18 protein-coding genes are annotated in these 20,002 nt (G+C 61.6%); 6 read left to right on the top strand and 12 right to left on the bottom strand.

Annotated elements, in window-relative coordinates; all coding sequences use genetic code 11:
• Positions 1–5: 5 nt before the first annotated feature.
• The 4 genes from ACTJK7_RS09380 to pcaC are packed head-to-tail and all read left to right on the top strand — an operon-like array spanning position 6 to position 3,918.
• A complete protein-coding gene (locus ACTJK7_RS09380) occupies positions 6–1,301 on the top strand; it encodes an MFS family transporter (RefSeq protein WP_064382958.1) in 1,296 nt (431 codons plus the stop codon).
• 45 nt (positions 1,302–1,346) lie between these two features.
• Positions 1,347–2,711, top strand: coding sequence for a 3-carboxy-cis,cis-muconate cycloisomerase (locus ACTJK7_RS09375; protein ID WP_323150786.1), 1,365 nt, complete (start codon positions 1,347–1,349; stop codon positions 2,709–2,711).
• 12 nt (positions 2,712–2,723) lie between these two features.
• A complete protein-coding gene (pcaD, locus tag ACTJK7_RS09370) occupies positions 2,724–3,515 on the top strand; it encodes a 3-oxoadipate enol-lactonase (RefSeq protein WP_323150787.1) in 792 nt (263 codons plus the stop codon).
• Positions 3,516–3,525: 10 nt separating this feature from the next.
• Positions 3,526–3,918 (top strand): 4-carboxymuconolactone decarboxylase, encoded by a 393-nt coding sequence (gene pcaC / locus ACTJK7_RS09365; RefSeq protein WP_236196116.1) that lies wholly within the window; start codon positions 3,526–3,528, stop codon positions 3,916–3,918.
• A 51-nt stretch (positions 3,919–3,969) separates the two neighbouring features.
• Here pcaC and ACTJK7_RS09360 read toward each other — a convergent pair whose 3' ends face one another.
• The 7 genes from ACTJK7_RS09360 to emhA all read right to left on the bottom strand — a co-directional run bounded on the left by ACTJK7_RS09360 (position 3,970) and on the right by emhA (position 13,899).
• Positions 3,970–4,788, bottom strand: a complete 819-nt coding sequence (locus ACTJK7_RS09360; protein ID WP_323150788.1) for a methyltransferase domain-containing protein — start codon at positions 4,786–4,788, stop codon at positions 3,970–3,972.
• Between the two features lie 21 nt (positions 4,789–4,809).
• Positions 4,810–5,166, bottom strand: coding sequence for a DUF1641 domain-containing protein (locus ACTJK7_RS09355; protein ID WP_064382962.1), 357 nt, complete (start codon positions 5,164–5,166; stop codon positions 4,810–4,812).
• Positions 5,167–5,192: 26 nt separating this feature from the next.
• Positions 5,193–6,383 carry an NAD(P)/FAD-dependent oxidoreductase gene (locus tag ACTJK7_RS09350; RefSeq protein WP_440780747.1) on the bottom strand — a complete coding sequence of 397 codons (1,191 nt, stop codon included), beginning with the start codon at positions 6,381–6,383 and terminating at the stop codon, positions 5,193–5,195.
• 184 nt (positions 6,384–6,567) lie between these two features.
• Positions 6,568–7,827 (bottom strand): OprD family porin, encoded by a 1,260-nt coding sequence (locus ACTJK7_RS09345; RefSeq protein ID WP_108559947.1) that lies wholly within the window; start codon positions 7,825–7,827, stop codon positions 6,568–6,570.
• A 289-nt stretch (positions 7,828–8,116) separates the two neighbouring features.
• Positions 8,117–9,577: an efflux RND transporter outer membrane subunit EmhC gene (gene emhC, locus ACTJK7_RS09340; protein WP_064382967.1), complete on the bottom strand. Its 1,461-nt coding sequence runs from the start codon at positions 9,575–9,577 to the stop codon at positions 8,117–8,119.
• Positions 9,574–12,738, bottom strand: coding sequence for an efflux RND transporter permease subunit EmhB (gene emhB / locus ACTJK7_RS09335; protein ID WP_085748206.1), 3,165 nt, complete (start codon positions 12,736–12,738; stop codon positions 9,574–9,576). The genes emhC and emhB overlap by 4 nt, the downstream gene beginning before the upstream one ends.
• 3 nt (positions 12,739–12,741) lie before the next feature.
• The gene (gene emhA / locus ACTJK7_RS09330; RefSeq protein WP_108559949.1) at positions 12,742–13,899 is read right to left on the bottom strand and encodes an efflux RND transporter periplasmic adaptor subunit EmhA; all 1,158 of its coding nucleotides are present in this window, start codon (positions 13,897–13,899) and stop codon (positions 12,742–12,744) included.
• Positions 13,900–14,165: 266 nt separating this feature from the next.
• Here emhA and ACTJK7_RS09325 point away from each other — a divergent pair, with 266 nt between their 5' ends.
• The gene (locus ACTJK7_RS09325) at positions 14,166–14,798 is read left to right on the top strand and encodes a TetR family transcriptional regulator (protein ID WP_064382974.1); all 633 of its coding nucleotides are present in this window, start codon (positions 14,166–14,168) and stop codon (positions 14,796–14,798) included.
• A 249-nt stretch (positions 14,799–15,047) separates the two neighbouring features.
• On the opposite strand, the gene ACTJK7_RS09320 is transcribed toward ACTJK7_RS09325, so the two are convergent.
• Genes ACTJK7_RS09320 through ACTJK7_RS09310 form a run of 3 tightly spaced genes read right to left on the bottom strand, consistent with a single transcriptional unit; the run spans position 15,048 to position 17,629 of the window.
• A complete protein-coding gene (locus ACTJK7_RS09320; RefSeq protein ID WP_011332832.1) occupies positions 15,048–16,097 on the bottom strand; it encodes an alkene reductase in 1,050 nt (349 codons plus the stop codon).
• Between the two features lie 32 nt (positions 16,098–16,129).
• Positions 16,130–17,293, bottom strand: coding sequence for an MFS transporter (locus tag ACTJK7_RS09315; RefSeq protein ID WP_011332833.1), 1,164 nt, complete (start codon positions 17,291–17,293; stop codon positions 16,130–16,132).
• Between the two features lie 33 nt (positions 17,294–17,326).
• On the bottom strand, positions 17,327–17,629 hold the full coding sequence (locus ACTJK7_RS09310) for an ArsR/SmtB family transcription factor (protein WP_007957866.1): 303 nt from the start codon (positions 17,627–17,629) through the stop codon (positions 17,327–17,329).
• Positions 17,630–17,800: 171 nt separating this feature from the next.
• Here ACTJK7_RS09310 and ACTJK7_RS09305 point away from each other — a divergent pair, with 171 nt between their 5' ends.
• Positions 17,801–18,373 (top strand): ACP phosphodiesterase, encoded by a 573-nt coding sequence (locus tag ACTJK7_RS09305; RefSeq protein ID WP_064382979.1) that lies wholly within the window; start codon positions 17,801–17,803, stop codon positions 18,371–18,373.
• Positions 18,374–18,387: 14 nt separating this feature from the next.
• Here ACTJK7_RS09305 and ACTJK7_RS09300 read toward each other — a convergent pair whose 3' ends face one another.
• Positions 18,388–19,182, bottom strand: coding sequence for a lysophospholipid acyltransferase family protein (locus ACTJK7_RS09300; protein ID WP_108559951.1), 795 nt, complete (start codon positions 19,180–19,182; stop codon positions 18,388–18,390).
• Positions 19,182–19,937 carry an L-ornithine N(alpha)-acyltransferase gene (gene olsB / locus ACTJK7_RS09295; RefSeq protein WP_007957877.1) on the bottom strand — a complete coding sequence of 252 codons (756 nt, stop codon included), beginning with the start codon at positions 19,935–19,937 and terminating at the stop codon, positions 19,182–19,184. The genes ACTJK7_RS09300 and olsB overlap by 1 nt, the downstream gene beginning before the upstream one ends.
• Positions 19,938–20,002: the final 65 nt, after the last annotated feature.

Genomic DNA, 20,002 nt, shown 5'->3' with positions numbered 1-20,002 from the left:
AAACAATGACAACCACCACCTCCCATTACACCGGCGAAGAGCGCAGCAAGCGCATCTTTGCCATTGTCGGTGCCTCGTCCGGCAACCTCGTCGAATGGTTCGACTTCTACGTCTACGCTTTCTGCGCGATCTACTTCGCCCCGGCGTTTTTCCCCTCCGACAACCCGACGGTGCAACTGGTCAACACGGCAGGCGTGTTCGCCGCCGGGTTCCTGATGCGACCGATCGGCGGCTGGATTTTCGGCCGGGTCGCGGACAAGCACGGGCGCAAGAACTCGATGCTGATCTCGATCCTGATGATGTGCTTCGGCTCGTTGCTGATTGCCTGCCTGCCGACCTACAAGGACATCGGCGTCTGGGCGCCGCTGTTGCTGTTGTTCGCGCGTCTGCTGCAAGGCCTGTCGGTGGGCGGTGAGTACGGCACCACCGCGACCTACATGAGCGAAGTCGCGCTCAAGGGCCAGCGCGGGTTCTTCGCCTCGTTCCAGTACGTGACCCTGATCGGCGGGCAACTGCTGGCGGTGCTGCTGGTGGTGATCCTGCAACAGTTCCTTTCTGAAGAAGAATTGCGTGCCTACGGCTGGCGGATTCCGTTCGTGGTCGGGGCGGTAGCGGCGCTGATTTCGCTGTTCCTGCGCCGTTCGCTGAAAGAAACCACCAACAAGGAAACGCGTGAGCACAAGGACGCCGGCAGCATCAGTGCGCTGTTCCGCGACCACAAGGCTGCGTTCATCACCGTGCTCGGCTACACCGCTGGTGGCTCGCTGATTTTCTACACCTTCACCACGTATATGCAGAAATACCTGGTGAACACCGCCGGCATGCACGCCAAGACCGCCAGCTACATCATGACCGGCGCGCTGTTCCTGTACATGTGCATGCAGCCGCTGTTCGGCATGCTCGCCGACAAGATCGGCCGGCGTAACTCGATGCTCTGGTTCGGCGGCCTCGGCACGTTGTTCACGGTGCCGATCCTGCTCAGCCTGAAAAGTGTCGGCAGCCCGTTCCTGGCTTTCGTGCTGATCACCCTGGCGCTGGCGATCGTCAGTTTCTACACCTCGATCAGCGGTCTGGTGAAAGCCGAGATGTTCCCGCCGGAAGTCCGCGCCCTCGGCGTCGGCCTGGCGTATGCGGTGGCCAACGCGATCTTCGGCGGTTCGGCAGAATACGTGGCCCTGAGCCTCAAGGCTGGTGGAATGGAAAACGCGTTCTACTGGTATGTCACGATCATGATGGCCGTGGCGTTCCTGTTCAGCCTGCGCCTGCCCAAAGAAGCGAAGTATTTGCACCACGACCTTTAAACCATGCGCGCGGGCCACACCGGCCCGCGCCGGCAAGGACTGTTTATGACTCAGCGACCGGGCAATCAATTGTTCGATGCCTACTTTACTGCCCGCAATATGCGCGACGTGTTCTGCGATCAGGGCCGGGTGCAGGCGATGCTCGACTTCGAAGCGGCACTGGCCCGGGCCGAAGCGCGGGTCGGGTTGATTCCGGCGGGTGCTGTCGCGTCGATTGAAAACGCCTGCCGCGCCGGGCTGTTTGATTTCGCCGCACTGGGCGAGGCGATTGCCACGGCCGGCAATTCGGCGATTCCGCTGGTCAAGGCCTTGGGCAAACAGATCGCCGCGACCGATGCCGAAGCCGAGCGCTACGTGCATCTGGGCGCCACCAGCCAGGACGTGATGGATTCCGGGCTGGTGCTGCAATTGCGTCAGGCGCTGGAGTTGATTGAAGAGGAGTTGGCGCAACTCGCCGATTCCCTCGCCATTCAGGCGCAGCGCCACGCCGCGACGCCGCTGGCCGGACGTACCTGGCTGCAACATGCGACGCCGGTGACCCTCGGCATGAAGATCGCCGGTTGGCTCGGTGCGATCACGCGCAGCCGTCAGCGTCTGCGCGAGCTCAAACCGCGACTGCTGGTGCTGCAATTCGGCGGCGCGTCCGGCACCCTCGCGGCGCTCGGCGAACAGGCGTTGCCGATCGCCCAGGCGCTGGCCGAAGAACTGAATCTGACCCTGCCGGAACAACCGTGGCACACCCAGCGTGATCGCATCGTCGAGTTCGGCGCGGTACTTGGTCTGATCGCCGGCAGCCTTGGCAAATTCGGCCGCGACATCAGCCTGTTGATGCAGACCGAAGCGGCGGAAGTGTTCGAACCGTCGGCGCCGGGCAAGGGCGGTTCCTCGACCATGCCGCACAAGCGCAACCCGGTGGGCGCGGCGGTACTGATCGGTGCGGCGACCCGCGTGCCGGGGCTGGTCTCGACACTGTTCAGCGCCATGCCTCAGGAACATGAACGCAGCCTCGGTTTGTGGCACGCCGAATGGGAAACCCTGCCGGAGATCTGCTGCCTGGTGTCGGGCGCGCTGCAACAGGCGCGGCTGCTGGCCGATGGTCTGGAAGTCGATGGCGCGCGCATGGCCCGCAACCTGGAACTGACCCAAGGCCTGGTGCTGGCCGAAGCAGTGAGCATCGTGCTGGCGCAACGGGTCGGTCGTGATACCGCGCATCATCTGCTCGAGCAATGCTGCAAACGAGCGGTGGCCGAACAGCGTCATCTGCGAGCGGTCCTCGGTGACGAGCCGCAGGTGACCGCCGAACTGAGCGCAACCGAACTGGATCATCTGCTCGATCCCGCCCATTACCTCGGTCAGGCACAGGTCTGGGTCGAGCGGGCAGTGGCCGAACACAACGCATTGTCTGACTGAAAGGAGAGGGCTGTGGCTTTCGTTCAACTCGCCGATGGCGAACTGCATTACACATTGGAAGGCCCGGCCGATGCGCCGGTGCTGGTGCTGTCCAACTCGCTGGGCACCGACCTGCACATGTGGGACGTGCAGATGCCGGCCTTCACCGAACATTTTCGCGTGCTGCGTTTTGATACGCGCGGGCACGGCCAGTCGCTGGTGACGCCGGGCCCTTACAGCATCGAGCAACTGGGCCGCGACGTGCTGGCGCTGCTGGATGCGCTGCACATCGAACGCGCGCATTTCTGCGGGCTGTCGATGGGCGGCCTGATCGGCCAGTGGCTGGGAATCAACGCCGGCCAGCGTCTGAACAAACTGATCGTCTGCAACACGGCGGCGAAAATCGGCGATCCGTCGGTGTGGAATCCGCGCATCGAAACCGTGCTGCGCGACGGCCCGGCGGCGATGGTTGCGTTGCGTGATGCATCGATTGCCCGCTGGTTTACCCCGGACTTTTCGGCCTCCAACCCGGCAGCCGCCAAGCAGATCACCGACATGCTGGCCGCGACCCATCCTGAAGGTTACGCCGCCAACTGCGCAGCGGTACGCGATGCGGATTTCCGCGAGCAGTTGGCGTCGATCACGGCGCCGCTGCTGGTGATCGCCGGTACCGAAGATGCGGTGACGCCACCGTCCGGCGGGCATTTCATTCAGGAACACGTGCGCGGCGCCGAGTACGCCGAGTTCTATGCGGCGCACCTTTCCAACGTTCAGGCCGGTGACGCGTTCAGCGACCGCGTGCTGACCTTTTTGCTGGCCGATTGAGGGGATTTCCGTGGACGAGAAACAACGTTACGACGACGGCATGCTAGTGCGCCGCGCGGTGCTCGGCGATGCTCACGTTGACCGCAGCCTGACCACGCTGACCGAGTTCAACTCGGAGTTCCAGGAGATGATCACCCGTCACGCCTGGGGCGACATCTGGACCCGCCCGGGCCTGCCACGCCACACCCGCAGCCTGATCACCATCGCCATGCTGATCGGCATGAACCGCGAAGGTGAACTGAAGTTGCACCTGCGGGCGGCGGCCAACAATGGCGTGAGCCGTGGCGAGATCAAGGAAGTGATCATGCAGAGCGCGATCTACTGCGGGATTCCGGCGGCGAATGCGACCTTTCATCTGGCCGAATCGGTGTGGGATGAGCTGGGTACCGAATCTCGCGAGTAATCGTTGAACTCAAGGGATCGCAGTCTTCAACTGGCTGCGATCCTTTGAAAATCACACCTTGGCAACAATGAAAATCCGCTTGAACGCAAACAACGTATGGCCATTTTCCTCCTGCGGATAATGCGCATGCACCCGCATCAGGTAGTGATAAATGAAGCGCGCCTGTTCCTCTGACGTCAGCCCCTGCATCACCGGCCGCAGCGCCGACACCTTCACCCAGTCATAAACCGGCGATTTACCGTCGACCACCTGCAACTGCTCGGTTTCCCAGATATCCAGTGACTGGGTCAGCGGGGCCAGCAACCGGTAGTAATCCTCCAGCGACAACAACGGCCGCGCGGCCATGCGCTGGCGCAATTGTGCAGTGCCGATGGGGCGACCGCAGGGTCCGGCATCGTTGAGGGTGTCGAGCATCAGCTGATACCACAGCGCATCGCGCCAGTCCGGCATGTGCGCGGCGAGGCACCCGCCGGGGTTGAGGTGGCGAAGCAGTCCCGGCAACAGCGTTTGATGGTCATCGATGAAATGCAGCACGGCCGCGGCGAACAACAGGTCGGCCGGCTTGCGGGGTTTCCAGTGCTGCAGTTCGGCGTGTTGCCAGCGCGCCTTGATCGGTAGGCAACGTGCGACCTCAAGCATGTCTTTCGAACTGTCGATGCCTTTGATATCTGCCTGCGGCCAGCGATCGGCCAGAACTTTGGTGGCAATGCCGGTGCCGCAACCGAGGTCGTAGATGAGTCGAGGATTGTCCAGGTCTACGCGGCCGAGCAATTCAACGACCGGTTGTTGCCTGAGACGGAAAAACTGCTGGTACGCCTTGGCGTCCCAGTCGGAGCAGGGCTTGCCCGGCGTTTCGAGTTTTACGCTCATGAGGTGATCCTCTCTGGCGAGTTAAAGTTGTCTTCCGATGACGTTGAGCGCTTTCAAGACAACGGCTACTCCTTTGCGTGTATCGCTGTCGTTCAACAGTTTGAGCAGTGCAACGACGCTTGGTGGCTGGTGTTGCGCGGCCACTTCAGCCTTCGCCAGACGCAGAGCATTGGCCATCTCCCAACTGCCGGCTGCCGCCTGTTCGACCAGCAAGGACAGCTTCTCCACCATGGCTTCATCCAACAGGTCGACCAGATCCGACAGCAGGGACAGCAGGTCGACAATGTTTTCCAGCCGTCCAGCGTCGATCAACGGTTGCAGTCTGGCCATCAGGGCGGTGTAGCCGGGTGTGGCCGACGGGGCTTCAGACTCTTTCATCAGCAATCACTCCTCCCTGTGCAGGGTCAAAGCATTCCTCGGGCCACCGCCCAGTACAGACCGCGATTGAAGCTGTTGCGCAGCAGGCCGCCGAGCTTGGTCGGTGGCGTCGGCAGTACATCGCTCCGATAGTTGTACCAAAGCGGCATTCCGGCATTCAGGCCCATTTGCGCAACGGCCTGAACGCGACCGTCATAGGCACTGATGGGGTGCCCCAGACGGATTTCGGCGGCGATGTTGTTGGCGATCACCGGTGCCTGGTTATGGCAGGCTCCACCGGCCTTGCTCACCGGCAGGTCAACGGTGTCGCCGATCACATAGACCCCGTCCAGGCCATAGACCTGCAGGGTTTCGTGGTTGGTCGGCAACCAGCCTTCGTTGTTGGGCGCCTGGGAAATTCCGGATTCCAGCACCGCATCCACGGCGCGGATCGGCGGGGTTGCCATCAGGATGTCGAACTGTTCGTCCGCGCCTTCATGGGAGTAGGCGATTTTTGCGTCGGGATCGACCTGGCTCAGGGTGAAACCGCGCCGATACTGGATGCCCGCTTTGTCGAAAATGCCCGGCAGGATCTCTCCGGTCGGGCGTTGCAGGAACAGACAGTTGCGCAACAGCTGGGCGGTAGTCGGGTAGGTGTAGATGATCTCCACGTTCTTGCGAACACCACGACGGCACAGAAAATCATGCAGCATGAGTGTCGTTTCTACCGGAGCAATACCGCATTGGTGCGGCACATTGGGAGTCTGCGGGAAAGACACGGTAATGAAAATCCGACCTTTTTCAATCGTGCTCAAACGTTGCGCCAGTTGGCGCGCCGGTTCGTATTGATAGAAATGGTCGCCGGCCTCTTTCAACCCCTGGATGCGTTCCGGAGCGGGCACACAACCGGTGGCGATGACCAGAAAGTCGTAGACAAAAAACTTGCCGCTATGGGTTTTGAGGCGCTGGTTGTTGAAGTCGAACCGTATGACCTTTTCAACCTGAAAGTCGATTTCAGGGCGCAACAATGAGCGTTCCGGGCGTTTGAGTTCTTTCTTGAAAAACAGGTTGAACGCCACGTACATGAACGCAGGTTTGTAGTAATGATCGGGGGATTCCGACAGCAGGATGATCGAGACTTCGCCACGCAGGATTTCGGGATACAGCTTGCCGACCAGTTGATTGGCCAGCATGGTTCCGCCTACGCCGCCACCGACGATCACTATTCGCTTTTTCATACCTGACCTCCATGGTCAAGGTGTGCTTCGCGTACAGCATCCGGAGATAACGGAAGGTAAATGGCTCCTACAGCAGGCTGGAGAATAAAAAGTACCGCTTAAATGTAACCGGGTCTTGGTGGCTTGCCAGACTCAAATGACCAGTGGTCAAAGACGGCGCTCGCCGGGAGCGCCGTTGTCACAGTCACAGCAAACTGATCGGATAGCTGACGATCAGGCGGTTCTCGTCGAACTCGTTGTTGCTGAAGTCGCGGCGCATGGTCGAGTTGCGCCATCTGACGTTCAGGTTTTTCAGTGCGCCGCTCTGCACGGTGTAGCCCAGTTCCGATTCGCGGCCCCATTCCTTGCCGTCGGTGATGGTGCCTGTGTGTACGTTGTCGCCGCTGATGTAACGGTTCATCAGGGTCAGGCCGGGGATCCCCAGGGCAACGAAGTTGTAGTCGTGGCGCACCTGCCAGGAGCGTTCCTGCGCGTTGTCGTAACTGGCGTTGTAGCTGTCGTTGGCCAGGGTGCCGCCGCTGGTGCCGTTGACGCGCATCCAGGCGCTGTCGCCGGTGAGTTTTTGCAGGCCGACGTAGAAGGTGTGGCCACCGTATTTTGCGGAGAACAGGCCTGACCAGGTCTTGTTGTCGAGGTCGCCGGCGCGGGCACTGCCGTCGTCCTTGCCGTAGAAGAAGCCGAGGTTGGCGCCGAGGGTCCAGTCGCCGATTGGCTGGCTGTGGATCAGGTTGACGTATTGCTGGCTGTAGATGTCCTTGAGCTCGGCGTTCCACAGACCGATCTGGGTACGCTTGTCGTTGAATACGTATTCGCCGCCCTGGAAGTTGAAGCGGTCGGAGGTGAAGGCGGCTTTGCCGGTCATCGACATGTCGCTCATGCTGCTGTCGTCGCGCGGGCTGTTGGCGCGGAACTGGCCGCCGTAAAGGGTCAGGCCATCGATTTCCTTCGAGGTGATCTGGCCGCCGCGAAAGGTCTGCGGCAGCGAGCGGCCGTCGTCCGAGCGCAGGATCGGCAGCACCGGCATCCACTCGCCGACCTTCACTTCGGTTTGCGACAGCTTCGCCTTGAACGCGACGTTGGTGCGGCCGAAGTTGTCCGCCGGGCGTCCGTCATGATCCAGTGGCAGCAGTTGCGTGCCGCCGGTGCCTTTGCCGCCATCGAGCTTCACCGAGTACAACCCCAGCACATCCAGGCCGAACCCGACGGTGCCCTGGGTGAAACCGGACTTGGCGTCGAGGATGAAGTTCTGCGTCCACTCTTCAGCCTTGCCCTGAGCCTTGGTCGGGTTGGTGAAGTTGCGGTTGATGTAGAAGTTGCGCAGGTTCAGGTTGACCTTGGCCCCTTCGATGAAACCGGCTTCTTCAGCCGCAGCGGGCAGCGCGATGCCGGCCAGGGCGAGGGCGATCAGGCCGGGAAGTGCGTAGGGCGCAGGGGAGGTTGTCATGGGCTCGGGTCTCTCTTGTTTTTTTGGGCGAACGGGAGCGCTGCGGCCGTTTTCTGAGGCGCAGGAATTCAATGGAATCAGGGGGCGAAGCGGCGGCGATCAGCCGGGAGGAGCAGGGCGCGGGAGCATGGTGTCGAACCTGTTGTTATTGGTTTTGTGGCTCGAATGGTGCGGGGCGCGGGCGAGGCGATTCAATTGGCGAAAGTGGAATTTGGGCGATTATCGAACGCAAGATTTGCGGGCAACAAAAAGCCCACCAAACGGTGGGCTTCTTGTATTCAGCAGGTGATCAGAACAACTTCATCTTCGGCGCTTCTTCTTTGAGCGGCTCGTTCTGCGCGGTCTGCGCATTCCAGCCACCGCCCAGGGCCTTGTACAGGTTGACCGCACTGGTCAGCTGCGCGAGGCGGTCGGTGATCAGCGATTGTTGTGCGCTGAACAGCTGACGCTGGGCATCGAGGAAGGTCAGGTTGCTATCGACGCCAATGCGATAGCGACGCTCGGCCAGGCGGTAGTAGTCCTGGTTGGCCTGAACGAAATCACGCTGGGCCTGCAACTGCTCGGTGTAGGTCTGGCGCGCGGCCAGGCCGTCGGCGACTTCCTGGAAGGCCGTTTGAATGGACTTCTCGTAGTTCGCCACGCCAATGTCCTTCTGGATCTTGGCGTAGTCGAGGCTGGCGCGCAGGCTGCCGGCGTTGAAGATCGGCAGGTTGATCTGCGGCTGGAACAGCCACGTGCCCGAACCGCCCTTGAACAGGCCGGACAGGTCCGGGCTCAGGCTGCCCGCGTTGGCGGTCAGGCTGATGCTCGGGAAGAACGCTGCACGGGCCGCGCCGATGTTGGCGTTGGCGGCCTTCAGGTTGTACTCGGCCTGCAGGATGTCCGGACGACGTTGCAGCAGATCCGACGGCAGACCGGCCGGTACGTCGGCCAGCAGGTCATCCGACAGCGGCTTGGCCGCTTGCAGGTTGGCCGGTATGCCGGTGCCGAGCAGCAGGGTCAGGCTGTTTTCGTCCTGGGCGACCTGGCGGGTGTAACGCGCCAGTTGTGCCCGGGCGTTTTCCACCGAAGTGCGCGACTGCGCCAGGTCCAGGGCCGAGGCCACACCGACTTCGTTGCTGCGACTGGTCAGCTTGTAGCTTTCCTCGAAGGCACCGAGGGTGTCTTGCGTCAGCTTGAGCAGTTCCTTGTCGGCCTGCCAGGTCAGGTAGGCGTTGGCCACGCTGGCCACCAGGCTGATCTGGGTGCTGCGGCGCGCTTCTTCGGTGGCGAAGTATTGTTGCAGCGCTTGTTCGCTCAGGCTGCGAACCCGACCGAACAGGTCGAGTTCGTAGGCGCTGATGCCGACGGTGGCGGAGTAGGAGCTGGTGATGCTCGACTCGCCGGTCTGCGACGCACGGGCCGGAACCCGCTGACGGCTGCCGCTGGCATTGGCCGACACGGCCGGGAACAGATCAGCACGCTGGATGCGGTATTGAGCCGCATAGGCGTCGATGTTCAGCGCCGCGACGCGCAGGTCGCGGTTGTTTTCCAGGGCGACCTGGATCAGCTGCTGCAGGGCCGGGTCATGGAAAAACTGCTTCCAGCCCTGTTCGGCAGCGGCCTGTGCCGGTGCCTGGGCCGGCGAGTACGCCGGGCCCTGCGGGAATTGCGCGGCCACCGGTGCTTCCGGCTGCTGATAATCCGGTATCAGCGAGCAACCGCTCAGCACGAAGGCGGCGACTGCGATGGAGAGTAGCGACTTGCTCATTGGCCAGCCTCTTTAGGAGTTTCTATGGCGTCATCCTTGCCGGCGTTTTTGCGCTGACCCATGGACGACACAGTGACGAAGAACAGTGGAACCCAGAAAATCGCCAGGATCGTTGCGGTGAGCATACCGCCAATCACGCCGGTACCGATCGCGTGTTGACTGCCCGAGCCTGCGCCGGTGGAGATAGCCAACGGTACAACACCGAGGACGAAGGCCAGCGACGTCATGATGATCGGTCGCAGACGCATGCGGCAGGCTTCGATGGCCGCATCGCGCAGACTGCGTCCCTGCTCGTGCAATTCCTTGGCGAACTCGACGATCAGAATGGCGTTTTTAGCCGCAAGACCAATGGTCGTCAACAGACCCACCTGGAAGTACACATCGTTCGACAGACCGCGCAGGCTGGTAGCCATCAGTGCACCGATGATCCCCAGCGGTACCACAAGCATGACCGCGATCGGAATCGACCAGCTTTCATACAGCGCCGCCAGACACAGGAACACCATCAGCAGCGACAGGGCGTACAGCGCCGGAGCCTGCGAGCCGGACAGGCGTTCTTCATACGACAGACCGGTCCACGAAATACCCACACCGGCCGGCAGTTTCTTGGCAATCGCCTCGACTTCGGCCATCGCTTCACCGGTGGAGTAACCCGGCGCCGGGGCACCAAGGATCTCGACCGCTTCAACGCCGTTGTAACGCGCCAGCTTTGGCGAGCCGTAGATCCACTCGCCCTTGGCGAACGCGGAGAACGGAACCATGGTGCCGGAGGCGTTACGCACGTACCACTTCTTGAGGTCTTCCGGGCTCATGCGCGAATCTGGCCGGCCCTGCACGTACACCTTCTTCACCCGACCGCGGTCGATGAAGTCGTTGACGTAGCTACTGCCCAATGCAATCGACAGGGTGTTGTTGATGTCGGAGATGGTGATGCCCAGGGCACTGGCCTTCTCGTCATCGATTTCCAGCTGGAATTGCGGTTCGTCGTTCAGACCGTTCGGACGGACCTGCGTGAGCACCTTGCTCTGCGCGGCCATGCCGAGGAACTGGTTGCGTGCAGCCATCAACTTCTCGTGACCGATACCGGCGCGGTCCTGCAGGAACACGTCGAAACCGGTGGCGTTACCCAGCTCCAGTACGGCGGGCGGGGCGAAGGCGAACACCATCGCATCGCGGAAGCTGAAGAAGTGCTGCTGGGCGCGGGCGGCGAGTTTGAACACGCTGTTGTCGGCGTTACGTTCGTCCCACGGCTTGAGCATGATGAACGCCATACCCGAGCTCTGGCCACGGCCGGCGAAGTTGAAGCCGGTCACGGTGAACACCGAGGCGACTGCGTCGCCTTCACCGCCATCCTTGGTTGGACGCAGCAGGAATTCACGCATTTCATCCACCACCACCTGAGTGCGCTGGGCACTGGAACCGGCTGGCGTCTGCACCTGGGCGAACAGAACGCCCTGGTCTTCTTCCGGCAGGAACGCGGTCGGGATGCGGGTGAACAGCCAGATCATGCCGACCACGATCAGCAGGTAGGCCAGCAGATACGGCGCCTTGCGCGACAACATGTTGCCGACACCGCGCTCGTAGCTGTTGACGCCACGGTCGAAATTGCGGTTGAACCAGCCGAAGAAACCTTTTTTCGGCGTGCCGTGCTCACCGTGCGGAATCGCCTTGAGCATGGTGGCACACAGCGCCGGGGTGAAGATCAGCGCGACCAGTACCGACAAGGCCATGGCCGACACGATGGTGATCGAGAACTGCTTGTAGATCACACCGGTGGAGCCGCTGAAGAACGCCATCGGCAGCAATACCGCCGACAGCACCAGGGCGATACCGACCAGGGCGCCCTGGATCTGGCCCATGGATTTCTTGGTCGCTTCCTTCGGTGACAAGCCTTCTTCGCTCATCACCCGCTCGACGTTTTCCACCACAACGATGGCGTCGTCCACCAGCAAACCGATGGCCAGCACCATGCCGAACATGGTCAGAGTGTTGATGCTGAAGCCGGCCGCCGCGAGGATGCCGAACGTGCCGAGCAATACCACCGGCACGGTCATCGTGGTGATGACGGTGGCGCGGAAGTTCTGCAGGAACAGGAACATCACCAGGAACACCAGCGCGATCGCTTCGACCAGGGTGTGAACCACGCCTTTGATCGACTCGGTCACCACCGGGGTGGTGTCGTACGGGAACACCACTTCCATGCCTTGCGGGAAGAACGGCTTGAGGTCGTCAATCGTCTTGCGCAGTGCCTTGGCGGTGTCGAGAGCGTTGGCGCCGTTGGCCAGTTTCACCGCGAGACCGGAAGCCGGGCTGCCGTTGAACTGGGCGCTGATCGCATAGTTCTCGCCACCCAGGCCGACGTCGGCGACGTCTTTCAAGCGAACCTGCGAGCCGTCCTTGTTGACCTTGAGCAGAATTTCTTTGAACTGCTCGGCAGTCTGCAGACGGGTCTTGCCGATGATCGTGGCGTTCAGCTGCTGGCCCTGCACGGCAGGCAAGCCACCGAGCTGACCGGACGACACCTGGACGTTCTGCGCCGCAATCGCGGTTTTCACGTCGACCGGGGTCAGGTTGAAGTTGTTCAACTTGGCCGGGTCGAGCCAGATGCGCATTGCGTACTGGGCACCGAAGACCTGGAAGTCACCGACACCGGCGGTCCGCGAGATCGGGTCCTGCATGTTCGACACGATGTAGTTGGACAGGTCGTCCTTGGTCATGCTGCCGTCACGCGACACCACGCCGATCACCAGCAGGAAGTTCTTCACTGCCTTGGTCACGCGGATACCCTGTTGCTGCACTTCCTGCGGCAGCAGCGGGGTGGCCAGGTTCAGCTTGTTCTGGACCTGAACCTGCGCGGTGTCGGAGTTGGTGCCTTGCTCGAAGGTCGCGGTGATGGTCATGCTGCCGTCGGAGTTACTTTCCGAGGACACATAACGCAGGTTGTCGATACCGTTGAGCTGCTGCTCGATCACTTGCACCACGGTGTCCTGAACCGTCTGTGCCGAAGCACCCGGGTAGGTCACGGAGATTGCAATGGCCGGTGGCGCAATGCTCGGGTACTGGTTGATCGGCAGTTTCAGGATCGAAAGTGCCCCGACCAGCATGATCACCAGGGCAATTACCCAGGCGAAAATCGGACGGTCGATGAAAAATTTTGACATGGATTACTCCCCTTTGCCGCCGGCGGCTTTGTCAGCTGCCTGAGCGGGGGCCGGGTTCTTGTTGCCGACGTTGGTCGCTTCGGTCGGTTTGACCTCAACACCCGGTTTGACGAACTGCAGCCCTTCGGTGATCAGACGATCGCCGGCCTTCAGGCCGTCTTCGATCAGCCACTGGCTGCCGACGGTGCGGCTGGCCTTGAGCTGACGCAGTTCGACCTTGTTGTCCGGACCGACGACCAGTGCGGTCGGGGTGCCTTTGAGGTCGCGGGTCACGCCTTGCTGCGGTGCGAGGATCGCGGCGCTGTTCACACCGGCCTGCAACTGTGCGTGGACGAACATGCCCGGCAGGAGGGTGTGATCCGGGTTCGGGAACACGGCGCGCAGGGTCACGGAACCGGTGGTCTGATCGACCGACACTTCGGAGAATTCCAGCTTACCGTCGAGCTTGTACTGGCTGCCGTCTTCCAGGGTCAGCTTGACCGCAGCGGCGTTGTCGCCAGCCTTTTGCAGGCGGCCACTTTCCAGTTCGCGGCGCAGTTCCAGCAATTCGACCGAGGACTGGGTGACGTCGACGTAGATCGGGTCCAGTTGCTGGATCACGGCCATCGCGTCGGCCTGTCCGTTGCTGACCAGCGCGCCTTCGGTCACCGAAGAGCGGCCGATACGACCGGAGATCGGTGCGTAGACCTTGGTGTAGCGCACGTTGATCTGTGCGCTCTGCAACGACGCTTCCGATTGCAGGCGGTTGGCCACGGCGGTGTCGTATTCCTGACGGCTGACGGCCTGCTCGTCGACCAGTTGCTTGTAGCGGTCGGAGATCGACTTGGTCGAACGCAGGTTGGCTTCGGCGCTTTTCAGGGTCGCTTCATAGACCGACGGATCGATCTGATACAGCTGCTGGCCGGCTTTGACATCGCCGCCTTCCTTGAACAGACGCTTGAGAATGATGCCGTTGACCTGCGGACGAACTTCGGCAATGCGGAACGCGCTGGTGCGGCCCGGCAATTCGGAAGTCAGGGTAAAGGCTTGTGGTTGCAGGGTGACGACGCCGACCTGAGGAGGTGGTGCGGCGGGAGCCGCCTCTTCCTTTTTACATCCGCTGAGCAGCGATGCCAGGGCGACGGCAGTGACCAGAGCGGTAACAGCTGGCTTGAATTGCATGAAGATCCTCGGGTCAGGCGCGCGAAAAGCGCACAAGAAGTGTGGAAGGGTAAAAAAGGGTTACCGGGTGGATAAGTAGCTTGCTAATGAATATACTTACGTTCATGGTTGTTTGTAAACACCTTGGCGTCGTATCCACCCTGTTACAAAAGTCGTCGCAAGGTCTGAAATTGTAGGCCGGGGAGCCGATCCGCGAGAGATCGACCCTTTTTTATTCAGCGGATATTCAGCCATCCCTGAAACATCCTGTTTGAGGTTTTACTGCCATGGTTCGTCGTACCAAAGAGGAAGCTCAGGAAACGCGCAGCCAGATTCTCGAAGCGGCCGAAAAAGCCTTCTATGAGCGGGGCGTGGCTCGCACGACCCTGTCGGATATCGCGACTCTGGCCGGGGTGACGCGCGGTGCGATCTATTGGCACTTCAGCAACAAGGCCGATCTGTTGCAAGCCATGCTCGATACCCTGCATGAGCCGCTGGACGAACTGGCCAAGGCCAGCGAAAGCGAGGACGAACCCGATCCGCTGGGCTGCATGCGCCAATTGCTGATTCATTTGTTTCATCAAGTTGCGCTGGACCCGAAGACCCGGCGTATCAAAGAAATTCTGTTTCATAAGTGCGAGTTCACCGATGAAATGTGCGACCTGCGCCAGCAGCGCCGGACCGCCAGCCTGGATTGCAATGTGCGGATCGCGCTGACATTGAGTAATGCAGTCAATCGTGGGCAGTTGCCGGCAGACCTCGACACCGCCCGGGCAGCCATCAGCATTCACGCCTATATCGACGGCCTCCTTTATGGATGGCTCCTGGCGCCGGACAGCTTCGAGCTGTACGCCGAGGCCGAGCGCTGGGTCGATACCGGGCTGGACATGCTGCGCTGGAGCCCCAGCCTGCGCAAATGAAACAAAATTCGTTGTTGGATCAGTTTGTGTCAATGACGGAGGAGGGTGAAGATCCCTGTTCACTCGCCTCGCTGCAATGGGATGCTTTTATATACCTCTGCGGTGCGGGTTGATATGTAGCGAGCTACGTATTTTGTAGGGATTTTGTGTCGAGCCTGTGAACGAATGTGAGCGAGTCACCCGTCCGGCGACCAATAAAAAGCCCCCGATTCTCACGAGTCGGGGGCTTTTGTGTTTCTGCGGTGTGGCTTACAGGGTCGGGTAGTCGAGGTAGCCGACCGCGCCTTTACCGTAGAAGGTTTCCGGGTGCGGTTCGTTCAGCGGCGCATCGGCCTTCAGACGGGCCGGCAGGTCCGGGTTGGCAATGAACGGGATGCCGAATGCCACGGCGTCAGCCTTGCCTTCGGCCAGCCACGCGTTGGCGCTGTCCTTGGTGAAACGCTCGTTGGCGATGTAGGCGCCGCCGAAGGCTTCTTTCAGCTGTGGGCCGAGGCTGTCGGCGCCTTCTTTCTCGCGGGAGCAGATGAAGGCAATGCCACGCTTGCCCAGTTCGCGGGCGACGTAGGTGAAGGTCTCGGCCAGGTTGTCGTCGCCCATGTCATGGGAGTCGGCGCGCGGAGCCAGGTGCACGCCTACGCGGCCGGCGCCCCAGACTTCGATCGCAGCGTCAGTCACTTCCAGCAGCAGGCGGGCACGGTTTTCCAGGGAGCCGCCGTAGTTGTCGGTGCGCTGGTTGGTGCTGCTTTGCAGGAACTGGTCGAGCAGGTAACCGTTGGCGCCGTGGATTTCCACGCCGTCGAAACCGGCCGCCTTGGCGTTTTCCGCACCCACGCGGTAGGCGTCGACGATGTCGGCGATTTCAGCGGTTTCCAGCGCACGCGGGGTTGGATAGTCGGCCAGCGGGCGAACCAGGCTGACATGGCCTTTTGGCTGGATGGCGCTCGGTGCAACCGGCGTTTCGCCGTTCAGGTACGACGGGTGGGAGATCCGGCCGACGTGCCACAGTTGCAGGACGATCTTGCCGCCGGCGGCGTGAACGGCCTTGGTCACGTTGGTCCAGCCGCGCACCTGGTCATTGGACCAGATGCCCGGAGTGTCCGGGTAGCCGACACCCATCGGGGTCACCGACGTGGCTTCGCTGAGGATCAGGCCGGCCGAGGCGCGTTGTACGTAATACTCGGCCATCAGCGCGTTGGGTACGCGGCCTTCGTCGGCGCGGCAGCGGGTCAGCGGCGCCATGATGATGCGGTTGGACAGCTCAAGGTCGCCCAGTTTGATCGGATCGAAAATTGTTGCCATGAGATACAACCCTCGTGAGGTAAGTGAGTGAATCAGTTAGCGGTGGCCAGCTCGGGATTGCCGTTCTGGCGGAATGTGATCAGGGTCACCAGCAGCGCGAGGACCGCAAGCGCTGCAGCGGCGAGAGGCACGCTGGTCAGGCCGTAGCCGTGGGCGATGACGCTGCCGCCGACCCAGGCGCCGAGGGCGTTGCCGACGTTGAAGGCGCCGATGTTCAGGGTCGACACCAGGTTCGGTGCGGCCTGGCCGTAGGTCACGACGTTCACTTGCAGGGCCGGCACGGCGGCGAAGCACGCGGTGGCCCAGAGGAACAGGGTGATCTCGGTCGGGATCAGCGCGATGCTGGTCCAGGTCAGGACGGTGGAGGTCACGGCCATGGCGATGAACACACCGATCAGCGTTGCGGCCAGGCCCTTGTCGGCCAGTTTGCCGCCGATGATGTTGCCGACAGTCAGGCCCAGGCCGATGAGCATCAGGGTCCAGGTCACGCCACGGGGCGAAACACCGGTGACATCGCCCAGCAGCGGTGCGACGTAGGTGAACAACGTGAACACCGAGGCGGCGAACAGTGCGGTCATGCTCAGCGACAGCCAGATGCCGGCGCCTTTGAGCGCGGCCAGTTCGGCGCGCATGTCGAGTTTTTCTTCGTCACGCTTGGCCGGCAGGAAGCGGATCAGGCCGATCAGCGCGATCACACCGATCACGGTCACTGCCCAGAAGGTCGAGCGCCAGCCGGCTTCCTGACCGAGGGCGGTGCCCAGCGGTACGCCCAGCACGTTGGCCAGGGTCAGGCCGGTGAACATCAGGGCTACGGCCGAAGCGCGTTTGTTCGGTGCCACCAGGTTGGCCGCGACCACCGAACCGATGCCGAAGAACGCGCCGTGACACAGGGCGGTAACCACTCGGGCGAACATCAGCACGTTGTAGTCAGTGGCGATGGCGCAGAGCAGGTTGCCGATAATGAAAATGCCCATCAGCGTTACCAGTGCAGCCTTGCGCGGCAGTTTTGCAGTGGCCATTGCCATGAACGGTGCACCAATCGCCACGCCCAGGGCGTAGCCGGTCACCAGCCAGCCGGCACCGGGAATCGACACACCGAGGTCAGCCGCCACATTGGGCAGCAGGCCCATGATGACGAACTCGGTGGTGCCGATGGCGAAGGCGCTCAAGGCGAGTATGAGAAGCGAGAGGGGCATCGTTGGATCCTTTTGGCTGGCTGACGTTAAGGGTCAGAGCTCTTTGCTGAGGGTGCTGAGGAACGCCTGGATCACGTCCTCGTTGCGTTTGAAAAAGTGCCACTGGCCGGCTTTCTGACTGCTGATCAGCCCGGCCCGTTGCAGGGTGGCCAGGTGGGCGGAGACGGTCGATTGCGACAGGCCGCAGCGTTGATCGATCTGCCCGGCGCAGATGCCGTACTCGTGGTTGTGGATCTGTTCCGGAAACTGGGCTTTCGGGTCTTTCAGCCAGTTGAGGATGTCTCGCCGTACTGGGTGTGCCAGGGCTTTTATTATTTCGTCGAGGTCAATGTTCATGGCTGGGTGCTCGTGATGTGTGTAGCGCTATATCGCGATGAGGCGAACTTTAAATCGGTACTTCGCGATATACCAATATGAATTTGATCTGATGACCGCATAAATCGGTATATCGGGTTATAACGATATGTTAGGTGTAAACAAACGCGGGCGCGGTGCTAAGCTGCGCCCATGAACTATCTCGCACATTTACACCTCGGTGGCCAGCGCCCCGGTCAACTGCTCGGCAGTCTGTATGGCGACTTCGTCAAAGGGCGGCTGCAAGGGCAGTTCGACCCGGAGATCGAAGCGGCGATTGCCCTGCATCGGCAAATCGACGTGTTCACCGATCGCCACCCGCTGGTGGATGCCTCACTGGCGCGGTTTTCCACGACCCGCCGCCGTTACGCGGGCATCGTCCTCGACGTGTTTTTCGACCATTGTCTGGCGCGGGACTGGACGCAGTACGCCGACCGGCCGCTGGGCCAATTCACCACCGACGTTTACCGCGTGCTGTCCAGCGAGCGGCAATTGCCCGAGCGCCTGGCGAGGATCGCCCCGCACATGGTGGCCAATGACTGGTTGGGCTCGTATCAGGAGTTCGAAGTGCTGGAGCAGGTGTTGCGCGGGATCTCCCGACGCCTGACCCGGCCTGAAGAACTGGCGGGGGCGATGGAGGAATTGCGCCGGTTGTATGAACCGTTGAGCGAGGACTTTCGTTTGTTCTACCCACAGCTGCAGGACTTTGCCGGCCGGCAGCTGTAGATAGATGTCGCCGATCAGGCGGCGATCAGATCGCGGGCGTGTTGCGCTTCGACCGGTTTGAGCACATCGCCGAACAAGGCTTTCTGCACCGCCTGTTGTGCCTCGAACGCCAGCGCCGCGCGCTCCCGGCCCTGGCAGGCAATCGGTTTGAGCAGATGAATCTCGACATCGCCGCAATCGTTGCAGAACAGGCGCATCAGGTGCGACAGCAGATCATCGTCACCAATGAACGGTGCCAGCGAATCGATCTTGCCGTCGCGCAGATAACGGATCGCCACCGGTTGCAGCTTCACCTCGGAATCAATTGCCGCCGACAGCAGGCGACCATGAAAGGTACGCAGCGAACGGCCATCGGTGGTGGTGCCTTCCGGGAACATCAGCAGCGGATGATCGGTTTGCAGGTGACGGGTCATCTGCTTGCGGATCAACTGGCTGTCGCCCGAACCGCGACGGATGAACAGGCTGCCGGCCTTCGCTGCCAGCCAACCGGCCACCGGCCAGGTGCGCACTTCAGCCTTGGACAGAAACGACAGCGGCGTGAGCATGCCGAGCAGCGGAATGTCGGTCCACGACACATGGTTGCTGACCCACAGCATCGGCTGTTTCGGCAGCTCGCCATGCACGGTCACGCGAAAGGGCAGGGCATTGCTCAACCGCGCCATGAAAAAACGCGACCAGCGCTGCCGACGCTCCATCGAATGGGCCAGCCCCAGACGTTCGAAAACCCCGAAGACACTGGCCATGCTCAAGCCCAGCGTCACCACCAGCAGCACTCGCGCGATCCGCGCATACACCCGCAGCCGGCCCATCACACGGCCGCCTTGAAGTGCTTGGCGTAGCGCGGGCAGAGTTCGTCGCGCTTGAGCAGGATGAACACGTCGGCGACCTGGAAATCTTCGTCCCAGCACGGCTCGCCGCAGATCTTCGCGCCCAGGCGCATGTAGGCCTTGAGCAGCGGCGGCATTTCGGCGATCACGTTCGACGGAATGTCGAGGCTCGGCAGCGGGTTCTTCGGCTCGGCGCGCAGGTGTTCGGTGCACAGATAGCGTTCGCGCAGGCGCTGCATGATCGCGTGGGCCTGTACACCGCCGTCCTGCATCGGGATGCTCGCGCAACCCATCAGGTAGCTGTAGCCGCCCTGATTCAGGACTTCGGCCAGTTCGCCCCAGAGCACGGCGATGGTGCCGCCGTTGCGGTAGGCCGGGTCGACGCAGGTGCGGCCGATTTCCAGGATCGGGCCTTGCAGACCGGCGAGGCCGTGCAGGCTGAATTCTTCTTCGCTGTAGAACTTGCCCAGGCTGCTGGCGGCGGTGTGATCGAGCAAACGGGTGGTCGCCACCAGGCGGCCGGTGTTCAGGTCACGCACGCCGATGTGGCTGCAGTGAACATCATAGTCATCCATGTCCAGACCCAGCTCCGCGCCGTTCAGCTTGGCGTTGAACTCGCCGCTGAACACGTTGAAGCGCAAGGCCTGGGCTTGCTGCAGGGCCTCGGCGCCGATCAGGCGTTCGGCTTGCAGGCGGCGTTCATTGCCGGTGTCGCTGATGCGGGCGATCTGAGTCATGTGAATCTCCGTACGGGCCTTGAACCCGTCATGGGTTGCAGCCGATCGACTTTCTTTATGCAGCC

It is taken from the genome of Pseudomonas sp. 22085, assembly GCF_052045815.1.
Taxonomy (GTDB): domain Bacteria; phylum Pseudomonadota; class Gammaproteobacteria; order Pseudomonadales; family Pseudomonadaceae; genus Aquipseudomonas; species Aquipseudomonas glycinae.
Note: the sequence above shows the minus strand (reverse complement) of the source record. Positions and strands in the feature narration are given on the sequence as shown.